Here is a 12,498-nt window from a genome sequence, read left to right as displayed (position 1 = left end):
ACGGCAGCATGAATCCAGGTCGGATCGACTTCGAGGAATATCGGCTCCCGAACGGGTTGCGTGTGATCCTGCACGAAGATCATAAGGTGCCAGTTGTTTGCGTTAATATTGCATATCACGCAGGCAGTAAGAACGAGGACGTCAAACGGCGAGGTTTCGCACATTTGTTCGAACATTTACTCTTCGAAGGCTCCCGGCACGTGCCGCGCGGCGCCTTCGATCAGCATATTGTACACGCCGGGGGGCATGACAATGCCTATACTACAGAGGATATTACGAATTATTATGAGGTTCTTCCTTCGCACCAGCTAGAACTTGCGCTCTGGCTTGAGAGTGACCGACTGTTGGAGTTTGCAATCGCCAACGAGAGTCTGGAGACGCAGAAGAGCGTAGTGAAGGAAGAAAAGCGTGAGCGCTACGATAACACTCCCTATGGATCCGTATCTATTCGGATGAACCGCATGGCATACACCAACTTTCCCTATTGGTGGGCCGTGATTGGTGATATGGAGACCATCGAGGCCGCGACGCTCGCTGACGTTCGCGAATTCTACGAGACGTTCTACATTCCCTCCAACGCCGTGCTCGTACTCGCTGGCGATTTTGAACGCAATCGGGCCATGGCATTGATCGATCGGTATTTCGCGAACATTCCAAATGGCCGGACTACGATCGAGCGACCCATTTTCAACGATCCACCACTAACAGCCGAACGTCGCGAGATTATCCGTGAGGAACCCGTTCCGCTTCCGGCAGTTTTTTATGCATACCGAGTTCCGCCGGAGGGAACAGACGAGCACTTTGCCCTCGATTTGCTGAGCGATATTCTGTCGAGTGGCGAAAGTGCTCGACTGCATCGGAAGTTGGTCTATGACTTGCAGATTGCCTCGGAAACAGCCGCCTATGTCGATAGCCGCGAGTGTCCGGGACTTTTCTATTCCTATGCCGTCGCTTCAGAAGTGGATTGCGAGTCGGCAGCACTCGAAGCAGCCTTCGAGCAAGTGCTGAACGAAGTCGCTGCGAATGGTGTGACGGAAATTGAATTGGAGAAGGCGAAGAATAAGATGGAAGCGCGGACCGTTGCCACACGTGTTACCCTTCAGGGGAAGGCCGATCAGCTTGCTCACTCAGCGCTGATTTTTGGCGACCCGGGAGTCGTTAATGAGTCGCTAGGACGATACCAAAAGGTTACGCTGGATGATATTCAGCACGTTGCCCTGCGGTATCTGACTCCCAAGAATCGCTGCACGCTCGTTTACGAGCCGAATCACTAAACTGGAATCAATGCAAGACTCAAAGAATACGCCATTGGATCGCTCCAGACCGCCAGAGCCCGGTCCGTTGCCGAAAATCGCATTTCCGCCATTTGAAGCGCGACGGCTATCCAACGGTCTCTCTGTCTATATCGTGGAAGACCATGAGCAGCCGATATTGTCGATTGCACTATATTTGCGCGCTGGAGCCGTTCTCGATCCGCATCACACGGAAGGTCTGGCTGCCACCGTGGCAGATATGTTGACAAAAGGCACAAAACGTCGGAGTGCCACCCAGATCGCGGAAGAAATTGATTTTGTTGGGGGCTCCCTTATGGCGGGTACTTCTTGGGATGCTCTGACGATCGGCGTCAATGTACTCAGCAAATACACTAAGACGGCGCTGGATATTCTTGGCGATGTCGTGCAAAACTCGACATATCCGGCCGAGGAGCTTGAACGGGTCCGCTTGCAGCGTCTGGCGGGTCTGCGTCAGGCGAAGGCCGATGCTGGTTTCCTCGCGGATATGGTATTTGCCAAGCTCGTCTTTGCGAATCATCCGTATGGTAAGCAGGCGATGGGAACGACAGAATCGATCGAGCGAATTCAGCAGCAGGATGTTATTTCGTTCGCCAATGATTATTTCGGCCCAGAAAATGCCTTCCTCGTTGCAGCTGGTGATGTGCGTTCGGAAGATTTCATGCGTCAGCTCGAGGACTATCTCGGAAGTTGGCGCGGGGCTCCGCGCATCGAGGATACCATCGCACCGGCTCCCGTTGTTGCCGGGCGCCACGTTGGGCTGATTGATAAAGAGGGAGCCGTACAGTCGGCCATTCGCATCGGGAATGTGGGCATTCCGCGTAACACGCCGGACTATATTCCGCTCACAGCTCTAAACACGTTACTTGGGGGTTATTTTAACTCCAGAATCAATCTGAATTTGCGGGAGGTACATGGTTTTACCTACGGGGCCCGAAGCGGATTTGATGCGCGGATATTGCCTGGACCGTTTGCAGTTTCGACGGAAGTCCGAACCGAGGTCACCGTTCGATCCGCCGAAGAGATAGTAAGCGAATTGACACGGATCACATCCGACTTCGTGACGGAAGAAGAGCTTCGGATGGTGAAGAATTACATGATCGGCAATTTCCCGCTTCAACTGGAAACCCCTCAGCAAATTGCCAGTCGGATTGCGATGATAGTGCTCTATGGACTCGATCGGGATTATTACGATACCTACCGTGACAAACTGGCCACCCTGACTGTTGAGGATCTCTACCGGGTGAGCCGTGAGTACCTCAATCCATCGGACCTCGTGATTGTCGCGAGCGGTAACGTGCAGGCCATCGAAGCCGGCATGGCCGAGTTCGGTGAGATCGAAATCTTCGATGAAGAAGGAGAGCGCATGCACGCGCCGGTCACTCTCTAAGAATATTATGGCTACTACAACAACAGATGTTGCCTCTCGCACGGCGTCCGCTTCAACTGCAAACGGTCGCGACGTGGAAGCCGCGGCAGAACTCGTTCGCAAATACCATGAGATGAAACGCGAGATCGCCAAAGTCATCGTCGGACAGGATGCTGTCATTGATGAATTGATGATCGCTCTGCTCGCGCGCGGACATTGCCTGCTGGTCGGCGTGCCCGGCCTTGCAAAAACATTGCTAATTCGGACTGTCAGTTCTGTTCTTGATTTAGCCTTCAGTCGTATTCAGTTCACCCCCGATCTCATGCCGAGCGACATCACTGGCACGGAGATCCTTGAACAGAACCTTTCCACGGGCGCCAAGGAATTTCGCTTTATTCGCGGACCCATCTTCGCGAATATCATCCTGGCCGACGAGATCAACCGTACGCCGCCAAAAACACAGGCGGCGCTTCTGGAAGCGATGCAAGAACATCACGTGACGGCGGCAAATGTGACCTACACACTCACCGAGCCGTTCTTCGTGCTTGCAACGCAAAACCCGATCGAACAAGAGGGCACATATCCGCTGCCGGAAGCGCAGCTCGACCGGTTTATGTTCAATCTTTGGCTAGACTATCCATCCGAAAAGGAGGAGATTGAGATCGTTCGGACAACGACGAGTTCGTACGCGGCGGGCCTTTCCAAGATCATGAGTTCGGAGGAGATTTGCAAGTTTCAGGATCTTGTCCGCACCGTACCGGTCGCCGACAACGTAATCGAGTATGCGGTGCGACTTGTGGCAAAAACTCGTAGCAAGAAGTCAAAGCCGACCGGATCGGCGATTGCGACAGACCTCGTCTCGAAGTATGTCAGCTACGGCGCAGGCCCGCGTGCCTCGCAATATCTTGTTCTCGGGGCAAAAGTCCGTGCGATTCTCGACGGCCGCTACACCCCATCGATCGAAGATGTTCGCGCACTCGCGCTTCCCGTACTTCGCCATCGAATCATTACGAATTTCAATGCGGAGGCTGAGGGTCTCACTAGCGTGGATATTATCGAACGGCTCGTTCGGGAATAACGAGCATGCCATAATAGGGAACAAGTATTGAGTTGTGTGATGCGCAAATTGTCTTTTCTTCTCTCATTACTCGTTGCTTTTTGCCTGTTTCTGCGACCGGCCCCATCTTTATCCCAGCAGAAATTCTGGATTGAATTCCGCGATAAGGGAATAGACTCTGCTTGCTTTCAACCCGGTGAGCCGAATTTCGATCTGACGACAGCAATGCTTACACCAGCATGCCTGCGGCGCCGCTCCCATGAAATGGGCTTGCCCGAGTTGCAAACAGTAACAGTGGAGGATGCTCCTGTTTCGAGATTGTACCTTCAGTCTTTAGCGGATATGGGAATCAAGACTGAGAAGATGTTTCGCTGGTCGAATGCCGTTAGTGCCTCGCTTGATGCTGGTCAGATTGCCCTCGTGCGAGCGCTCCCGTTTGTTCGAGAGGTCTATCCGGTTGGCCGAGCAGCGACTCTTTCGACTCAACCGAAAGACGCTTCCGCATTTACTCCTGTGATCCGTCAGAACCAAGACATGCCTGAGAGCAATTCGACCTGTGGTTATGATTCGGTCATATTTCATTATGGATATGCACAGTCCCAACTGGATCGTATTAACGTGCCACCACTTCATGCGATGGGACTCGATGCCACGGGGGTTCGCCTTGGGTTTCTCGACACCGGATTTCGATGGCGCGAAACCTCGTCTCTCCAAACACGCCATGTCCTTTCCGAATATGACTATGTCTTTCATGACAGTGTGACCGCAAATCAGACTGGTGACGATCTTGGTCAAGACAACCACGGGACATCTACCTTCAGCACGGCCATGGGATATGAACCCGACTCACTCATTGGCCCGGCTTACAATGCATCGGTCTATCTTGCAAAGACGGAATACATCCCTACCGAGCACCATGTCGAAGAAGATAATTATGCGGCAGCCCTGCAAGATATGGAAGCCGCAGGTGTCGACGTCACGACATGCTCACTCGGATACTTCACGTTCGATCCACCGGATTCCAGTTATACCTACTCTGATCTGAATGGTCATACTTCGATATGTGCCCGGGCGGCCGCTAGGGCAGCAAAGCTCGGGGTCCTAATGGTAACGGCGATGGGGAACAGCGGCCGGGATACCCTCTCTCCTCACATGCTCACTCCGGCGGATGCCGACAGTGTTATATCGGTCGGGGCTCTGGCGCCAGATAACACCATCGCAGATTTCTCCTCGCGCGGTCCGGCCAGCGATGGTCGCATGAAGCCTGAGATTTGCGCACCAGGGATGGCTGTTTGGGTACAATCCGTTGCTGGCGTTTTCGAACCCGCCAATGGGACAAGTTTTGCGACGCCGCTCGTTTCAGGAGCCTGTTGCCTCATTCATGAGGCACATCCCGAAGCCACCGTCCAACAGATTCGACGCGCCATCATGTCAACAGGCGATAACGCCAAGCATCCCGATACGGCCCTTGGCTGGGGCCGCATGAATGCCTATGCCGCCGCACTACGACTCGGAACGATCATCCACGTCAAGAACGTCAGTTTGAAAGGACATACAGTGCGGTTCTGTATTGCCCTTGCCGATTCGAGCGGCATCAAATCGGCGTTCATCCAATATCACACCTCAAAGAATTTCTCGACCCGTCTCGCACCGCTCGCACTTGTAGCGGACTCGCTGATCTATTCCTGTGATCTGGCGATTGACCCGGGTGACACTGTCTTCTATCAGGTACTTGCTGTGTCCAATGTCGGCGTGCGCACGGTTCGGCCCTCAAATGTCGAATCCATCGAGGCTCCATCTGAGCAGATTGTTGGTGCCGCAACTGAGCAACCCCAATTGAACGTCTCAATACGCTATCAATCGGATGACGGGATTCTGATAACATCCAACGAGCCAATGACTTGGCGCGTCTTCGATATTGCTGGTCGCGACGTATCACCGGGCCGCCTGCAATCAGACAGTTTCTTCTCTACTATCAGTACCGAGCCATTGATGAGTGGAGTATACTACCTTCACGTAACCGCCCAGAACGGACAGGAAGTCCTCAAGCCGATGGTGGTCATCCACTGACCTTAAGCTATAAGATTGCATACGAAATCCCGATCGAAAGCCCTTGCTTGATCTGTGTAAATGGGGATAGATCCGGATCGTTGACGAAGACCGCCGCCAACTCGGCGCTGAATACCTTACTCACCTTGGCGATCAAACTGGTTTCACCATGCATGACCATCCGGTCCATCGTCTTGAAAGGGGAGAAGAGATCGAGCTTTGCCCGGAAGAGTACATTGTCATCGACCGGCAGGGCCAGTTCCGAAACCGATTCCGCACCACCTTGTACACGCGAAGCGTGGCTGCTGCCAGGCTCCAAAGGCTCTGCGGCATATTGAGGATAGTGGTTCGTAAAGATCTCCCGCAACGCAACTCCAAGTCTCGTCTGGAATATCGCGGAGGGCTTCCACCCCATACCGGCACTCTGCATCACATAGGCCGGGTCGAATAAACCAGAGACCGCAATACGCCCGCCGGAATCTGGGTACTCATAGCCTGTCGCGAATTGTGTGCGAAGCGAAACTGCCGCATACGGGTTGATGTGGACACCGATCTTGTACGTCAGCATCGACTCAAGATTGATCTCGTCATCTCCCTTCCGAATTTCCTGGCCATTTAGCTTCGTCTGCCCAAAGGCGAGCTTGTAGCTGGTCGCCCAGTTAGTCATTGGTTCGTTCTTCTCCGATTTGCCGTTTAGCATAGCGACGTAGCTGAAAGCATCGGTTCCTCCGGGCGCCCAATGGGAAAAGCTGACTTGCGCCAGATTCACTGATGCGACGAGCGCATGACGCCAGCCATACGTTGTGTCCTGCGCCTTCAAGGACGGAAGAAGGGATATCGAGAGTAAAGCTGTAAGGGTGGTGACGGTGAGTTTTCGCATCAACAATTGGCTAGGTGAATGATACAATTTGACACTCTTCAAAAACGAAGCCAGTGCCGCGCCATGCTCTGGCGCGGCACGCAACTGACTTCGCGAATCCTGAATTAGCGAGATGCCTGATCGGGCGCGGCCTTTGACATGCTGTCGAGCGTTCGCTCTGGAGTCGACGGAATGCCATCGAACACCGGACGACGATGCTCGAACGAGGAATCCTCGTAGGTTTCGGAGGCGATCTCCTGGAACATCGTCTCGGTGCCAAGCACCTCGATCTCGACTCGCGCCGTACCAGTCTGGGCCATGTCGAGTTGTTGCGCCGCGGCTCGGCTCAGATCAATAATGCGCCCGGGCTTGAACGGACCCCGATCGGTGATTTCGACGACGCATGACTTGTGATTGGTCATGTTCGTAACCCGGACTTTGCTCCCGAAGGGAAGTGTCCGGTGGGCAGCCATCATGGCGTGCGTGTTAAATCGGACGCCGCTGGCCGTCCGACGGTGATCGAATTGATTACCATACCACGACGCGATTCCTCGCTGATGGTAAGACATCTCAGAATGAAGCTCCGAGTGACGGAGGACGAGGGATCGTCCATGTAGCTTCGTTCTCAGATGGGACTTGGTTCGCTTTGCGCGATGGCTCCGCTCGTGGACTTCTGACTGAGGACTTACTTTCTTGGCAAGCGCGGAAGCTGCGGCAACGGCAGCGTTCGCGCCCAAGGAAATCAGGCCTGAGACTAAGAAGAAGAGCGTCGCTAACGTGACGCGCAATGCCGAACCGATTCGCTGCCGGAGCCGCTCCTCAGCGCTGATTAGCGCACGAGCAGTTGTTACGGCAGCTTCCGGAAGCTCCTTGACATGCTGCTCGATTTTACGAGCAGCGCCAGCGACTACGCTGGTTGCCACGGGCATTCCCATAAGCTGATTCGGTTGGATTAGCATGGCCACCTATACGAAATAGTACCCCGGATGGTTCGTGAAAGTTGTGCGGAAAGAAAGGCACCTTAGTCATCCCCGCAAACGCGGGGATCCAGGCCCGATTGGTTCAACGCTATTGCATGGTGTCCCGGCAGAGTAGAACCGGGATTCCCGCCTTCGCTGGAATGACATAAGGAGATTGTCCTTCTTTCCCTAAGACATAGCCTCAAGATGCGCGAGCGTTTGTGCTTCATGAATAACGGCGATTCCACTCCAATTTCAATAAGGTCGAAATTCATCCATTCTCGTTGTCATATAATGAACGCCATCTCCGCCTCAGCCTTCATCCTTCCGAAAACCGGTGCCCATCACCACGGAATCAATATACGACGAAATATTCTGTGGGCTGGGAAGCGCTGCTTCCCAGGTGGATCGCGCGGTGGGTGGCGGAAGCAGCGCTTCCGCGCACACAGGATGATTCACGGTACTCCGAATTGCCCTAATTGCGGGACACTATTTCGGTGTCACTCTGAGTAACTTCATGTTACCTACGCGATTCCTTACGCCCACATCTCGCGCTGCTTCAATCAGGTGACAATACCTCTTGGCGCTTTTGTGAGTTTTAGTCGCAATGGAGCACTGTGTTCAACTCTTTTGCTGACTTTCTATATGCGCCTTCAATCAAGAATAGGGACGGTTTGACCTTTAAGACCCGAGCAACGTCAACCAGTTTATGAACCGTGATGTGTCGTTCGGCGCGTTCTACATAACCGATGTAATTGGGATGTAGCCTTGCCTCTTCTGCAAGTCGTGCTTGAGACCAACCCCGCTGAGTTCGGAACCCTCTGACATTCTCGGCGATGATTGCGCTGATCGTCACGAAGCGTCTTACTACACACGGCAAATCGCATTACATACTATAGTATGTTAAATGTTGTATCTTTGCATCCTGATTCAGCTCAGTGTTTCCCCGGTCTGAGGAACAGTGGACTCCATCTCGTACCAGAAAGGACAAATTGATATGAAGAAGATCGTGTTTTCCCTCCTGATGTGCATTTCGTTTCTCGGTTTCGTTTCGATACTCAAGGCACAACCGTCATGCCCAAGCTCCAATTGGACTGGACCAACTGGGTGGACCTACTCCTTGCCCGGTGGCTGTGGCATCACAGTATGGTGGTGCGATAGCGCGGATGTTTCGTTCATCGAGGAGATCGACATCTCCGGCGATACGAGCGCCTGCACCGACTATGGCAACATCCTTCTGTCCGCCGACTCCGCAGTCCAAGCCTACCCGTTGAGATCAATGCCCTTGTGTAGCGATGGCACGACGATCAGCCATTCGGTCTGGCAAGCCTATTGCTGGAGTCCGCAAATAGCTACAACTAATGCCAGACAACTGCTTCCATGCAGTATGTCGAGTTGGACGGGCTTCTGTGTCAAGACGTGTCAACTTTGCAGAACATTCGGTGCGAGAGGCAATATCATCGTCGTTACTTCTAATTGTAGCTATTCTTCAATCGGGTTTCCGCCCGATTGTGAGATCCAGCCACCGGCGCCAGCACTTTGGCAGCCGGGCCATTGCTATATCGCAAATTGCCCAAATTAAGATACGTATGTCAATGACGGCTCGCAGAACATGGCTCTCCTCGTTGCTCGCGCTGGTGACTTTTGTCACCAGCGCGAGCGCGCAGCAATACGTCTGGCGCGTGAAGCACTCCGACCGGATTGGAAGCGAGTTCTACTCGCCGAGTGCGATTGACTGCTACGGTCCAACATGCACGGTTGCCGCGCTCCGTCTCACATATCCATCGGGTCTGCTTCGCCTCGTGTTTCTTCGGAGTGACGATAACGGGGAAACCTGGACGGAGCAGGATCCCGGGCCTGCGATGCCCGACCTCCATTTCAGCGGCGATGTCATCGTTGCGCTTCAGCAAATCGATTCGCTCAACGCGATTGCCGTCGGAGGCAATACGGGAGGGTTTGGAAGTGACAGCGTGAGCTCGATTATCCTGAGAACTCGAGATGGCGGCAACACGTGGATTCGTCAGTTCGACACATGGAGCTCCTCTCCATCGAGCGTTAGCTTCACGAATTCCGAGCTGGGGCTCGTCACCCATTGGGGTTTGGGTCAGGTCGCTACAACGACGGATGGTGGCGACCATTGGGATAGTATTCCAGCCCAACTGCCAGTCGGCGGAGCCCAATCGGCCGCCATGAGTACCGACTCATTCGTTGTCTTCAATCTGCTAACCCAAAAGACATACAGCACGCACAATCGTTGGAGGAGCATTGATTCGACTTTGCCGCTCGTGCGGCCCTCGACCGATAGTCAATCCGACGAAATAGATTATTTCAATTTTACAGGTCGCGATACCATCATCTGCTATGGGACCAGTTTACATGGTTCTAATCGAGTGTTTACTTCGGATAGCAACCTCGTGATGCGCTCAACGGATGCCGGGCGCTCTTGGGCTGAACTAAAAATGCCGCCATTTCCGAATGATCTGGGAACCATGACGACCCTCAAGCGCGACACTGTTTTTGCCGCCGGGCTTGCGGGGGTTAATGTCGGTGCTGTTTTGATGAGCACGGACCGAGGAGCGTCCTGGAGAACGGATACAATGGTGGTGGATACGAATTATAACCCCACTCATTCGATGGGGCTATCCGTGACGGGCGATGGGCATGTCATTGGCTTGTTTACGTACGATCATGTTGTCGGTGTCGGTGCCCCAGGTGTGATTCTTCGGCGCGAGCGAATTGGCGAAGCCGGTATTTCGTCCGGTATCCATATTTCAAGTCGCCTCTCGCTATTCCCCAATCCCTTCTCCCAATCCACCACCATATCGTTCACGCCGGAGACGAGTGGCTATGCGGACATCTCCATAGTGAATCTGCTGGGGGTGAATGTAGCGCGGCTCTTCTCGGGCGAGCTAACGGCAGTGGAGCATACCTTCACGTGGAATCCCGCCGGCTTGCCAGATGGGATGTATGAGTGCCTCGTCCGCATGAACGGCCGAGTGGTGTGTAGGTGCAAGCTCCTGCTTGCACCGTGAGGCGGGGGCAAGCAGGAGCTTGCCCCTACACCTCTGGTGCGAAATCTTCTGCCCGCTCAGCGTGTTAGCCCGTTGTCTGAGAGCCCCTTCTGGACCCCGGAAGCGGGCTTTTTAATTAGTATTCGGCCATTAAGAATTAACAACGGACACGAATGGGGGTCTGCGGAATTTGCTGCGCGATAACGTGTTAGAGGGCGGCAGTATCGCGGGAATTCATCACTCGGTACTCGTTATTTAGGGAAAAGACTTGAATCCACTGATCGTAGAATCGTTTGCGGACATGGTCCGCGAGAAAGGGATCGATCGCGACATCCTGATGTCCGTGATCGAGGAGACCTTTGCGATGATCATCCGCAAAAAATACGGGATGGACTCGAAATTTGACCTTGTCATGAATATGGACAAGGGCGATATCGAAATCTATCTTGAAAAAACGGTCGTGGAAGAAGTCACGAACCCGGATATCGAAATCACACCCGCAGACGCTTATAAGAAATCAGGTGAAGAATTGGAGCCGGGCGATGAGTATGTTGAGATTATCAACATGGGCAAGGACTTCGGTCGCCGCCTGATCGTTGCCGCCAAGCAGAACCTGAATCAGCGCATCCGCGAAATCGAGCGGGATAACGTCTTTAACGAATACAATTCGTTGGTTGGCGAGATTATTGTCGGCGAGGTTTATCAGATTCGACACGGTGACCTCTTTGTGATCCATAATCGCCGCGAGCTGCTATTGCCAAAGGGCGAGCAAATTATGCGCGAGCGCTGGCGCAAGGGCGATACGATCCGAGCGATCGTGAAGGAAGTCCGCCGTGGCGGACCGACCTCGACTCCGGTCGTCATTCTCTCCCGTAGTGATTCGCGCTTCCTGGAGCGCCTGATGGAGATCGAGATTCCAGAAATTTACGATGGCATTATTCTCATCAAGGGTGTTGCCCGGGAACCGGGTGAACGTGCGAAAGTTGCCGTCGAGACGACAGATGATCGCGTCGATCCGGTCGGTGCATGCGTCGGCATGAAGGGCGTTCGCATTCACTCGATCGTCCGTGAGCTTGCCAATGAGAACATCGATATTATCCCGTGGTCGCCAGATAAGGCGCAGTTCTTGGCCCGCGCTCTTTCGCCGGCGAAGTTGCTTGAAGTCGAGATTAACGAGGATTCCAAGACCGCGACCGTACTGGTCAGCGACGATCAGGTTTCGCTCGCGATTGGGAAGCAGGGACAAAACGTCCGGTTGGCTTCGCGTCTGACCGGTTATCAGATCAATCTCGTCAAGGAAGCCCGTGACGAAGAGGATATCGAGTTGATTGATTTCCGCGATGTGATCGGCGCCGATCTCTACACCGAGTTGATTCGCGCTCGCATCGATACCGCAAAAGAGTTTTTGGGAGCGCCTCGCGAAAGCTTGTTGCGCTTGCCGGGTATGACGCCGGAACGCCTCGAAGCGATACGGCAAGCCATCGAATCAGAATTTGTGCAGGGCGATCAGTTGCTGGAGAGTTCCGCCGAGAAGGCCGGAGTTTCTTTGACGACCTTGCGTCCTGAGTTTGGACCATCGGATGGAGAATCGGAGGAGGCCGAACCCGTGCCTGCTCCGCTATCGCCTACCAGAGCAATGGCATCCGAGGATGTACCAGTACATGAAGAAAGTGTGGACAATGGATAAGACGATAGTAAGATGAGCCGGCACGGTCGAGTCGGTCATACGACGATTCAGTTCGTCTGTACGGATGGTTGCGATGCGCATTAAACGGACCATCCGTCACTGTCGGGGAAGTTAGCTCACCGGGCTACGCGGCGTCTTGCTGCATAGCCTCTGCGATGAGTGAGCTAACGGTTTCGGCCATTCATCGCAGTACACGGGGACTGCCAGGGGCGAGT

10 protein-coding genes are annotated in these 12,498 nt (G+C 53.8%); 7 read left to right on the top strand and 3 right to left on the bottom strand.

What is annotated here, in order from left to right:
* Positions 1–8: 8 nt before the first annotated feature.
* From Q8902_05275 to Q8902_05260, 4 genes are read left to right on the top strand one after another with little or no spacing between them, the layout of a single operon-like run.
* Positions 9–1,274, top strand: a complete 1,266-nt coding sequence (locus Q8902_05275; protein ID MDP4198966.1) for a pitrilysin family protein — start codon at positions 9–11, stop codon at positions 1,272–1,274.
* A gap of 10 nt (positions 1,275–1,284) precedes the next feature.
* Positions 1,285–2,682 (top strand): pitrilysin family protein, encoded by a 1,398-nt coding sequence (locus Q8902_05270; GenBank protein MDP4198965.1) that lies wholly within the window; start codon positions 1,285–1,287, stop codon positions 2,680–2,682.
* 7 nt (positions 2,683–2,689) lie between these two features.
* Positions 2,690–3,739 (top strand): MoxR family ATPase, encoded by a 1,050-nt coding sequence (locus tag Q8902_05265; protein ID MDP4198964.1) that lies wholly within the window; start codon positions 2,690–2,692, stop codon positions 3,737–3,739.
* Positions 3,740–3,778: 39 nt separating this feature from the next.
* Positions 3,779–5,788, top strand: coding sequence for a S8 family peptidase (locus Q8902_05260; GenBank protein ID MDP4198963.1), 2,010 nt, complete (start codon positions 3,779–3,781; stop codon positions 5,786–5,788).
* Positions 5,789–5,795: 7 nt separating this feature from the next.
* Here the strand turns inward: Q8902_05260 and Q8902_05255 are convergent, their stop codons facing one another.
* The 3 genes from Q8902_05255 to Q8902_05245 all read right to left on the bottom strand — a co-directional run bounded on the left by Q8902_05255 (position 5,796) and on the right by Q8902_05245 (position 8,441).
* The gene (locus tag Q8902_05255) at positions 5,796–6,647 is read right to left on the bottom strand and encodes a DUF3078 domain-containing protein (GenBank protein ID MDP4198962.1); all 852 of its coding nucleotides are present in this window, start codon (positions 6,645–6,647) and stop codon (positions 5,796–5,798) included.
* Between the two features lie 104 nt (positions 6,648–6,751).
* Positions 6,752–7,585: a septal ring lytic transglycosylase RlpA family protein gene (locus Q8902_05250; GenBank protein MDP4198961.1), complete on the bottom strand. Its 834-nt coding sequence runs from the start codon at positions 7,583–7,585 to the stop codon at positions 6,752–6,754.
* Between the two features lie 598 nt (positions 7,586–8,183).
* The gene (locus Q8902_05245; GenBank protein MDP4198960.1) at positions 8,184–8,441 is read right to left on the bottom strand and encodes a helix-turn-helix transcriptional regulator; all 258 of its coding nucleotides are present in this window, start codon (positions 8,439–8,441) and stop codon (positions 8,184–8,186) included.
* A gap of 141 nt (positions 8,442–8,582) precedes the next feature.
* On the opposite strand from Q8902_05245, the gene Q8902_05240 reads away from it, so the two are divergent.
* The 3 genes from Q8902_05240 (at position 8,583) to nusA (ending at position 12,283) form a co-directional block, all read left to right on the top strand.
* The gene (locus Q8902_05240; protein MDP4198959.1) at positions 8,583–9,167 is read left to right on the top strand and encodes a hypothetical protein; all 585 of its coding nucleotides are present in this window, start codon (positions 8,583–8,585) and stop codon (positions 9,165–9,167) included.
* Positions 9,168–9,180: 13 nt separating this feature from the next.
* Entirely contained in the window at positions 9,181–10,617 is a 1,437-nt protein-coding gene (locus tag Q8902_05235; protein MDP4198958.1) for a hypothetical protein, read from the top strand.
* 247 nt (positions 10,618–10,864) lie between these two features.
* A complete protein-coding gene (gene nusA, locus Q8902_05230) occupies positions 10,865–12,283 on the top strand; it encodes a transcription termination factor NusA (GenBank protein MDP4198957.1) in 1,419 nt (472 codons plus the stop codon).
* Positions 12,284–12,498 lie beyond the last annotated feature (215 nt).

The organism is Bacteroidota bacterium (assembly GCA_030706745.1).
Classification (GTDB): domain Bacteria; phylum Bacteroidota; class Ignavibacteria; order Palsa-1295; family Palsa-1295; genus PALSA-1295.
This window is presented reverse-complemented; position numbering and strand designations above follow the sequence as displayed.

Bases quoted from the DNA above. Each gene is read 5' to 3' on its own strand.
- Q8902_05235 (MDP4198958.1), top strand. From the start codon at position 9,181: ATGACGGCTCGCAGAACATGGCTCTCCTCGTTGCTCGCGCTGGTGACT.
- Q8902_05255 (MDP4198962.1), bottom strand. From the start codon at position 6,647: ATGCGAAAACTCACCGTCACCACCCTTACAGCTTTACTCTCGATATCC.
- Q8902_05275 (MDP4198966.1), top strand. From the start codon at position 9: ATGAATCCAGGTCGGATCGACTTCGAGGAATATCGGCTCCCGAACGGG.
- Q8902_05260 (MDP4198963.1), top strand. From the start codon at position 3,779: ATGCGCAAATTGTCTTTTCTTCTCTCATTACTCGTTGCTTTTTGCCTG.
- Q8902_05265 (MDP4198964.1), top strand. From the start codon at position 2,690: ATGGCTACTACAACAACAGATGTTGCCTCTCGCACGGCGTCCGCTTCA.
- Q8902_05250 (MDP4198961.1), bottom strand. From the start codon at position 7,585: ATGCTAATCCAACCGAATCAGCTTATGGGAATGCCCGTGGCAACCAGC.
- Q8902_05270 (MDP4198965.1), top strand. From the start codon at position 1,285: ATGCAAGACTCAAAGAATACGCCATTGGATCGCTCCAGACCGCCAGAG.
- Q8902_05240 (MDP4198959.1), top strand. From the start codon at position 8,583: ATGAAGAAGATCGTGTTTTCCCTCCTGATGTGCATTTCGTTTCTCGGT.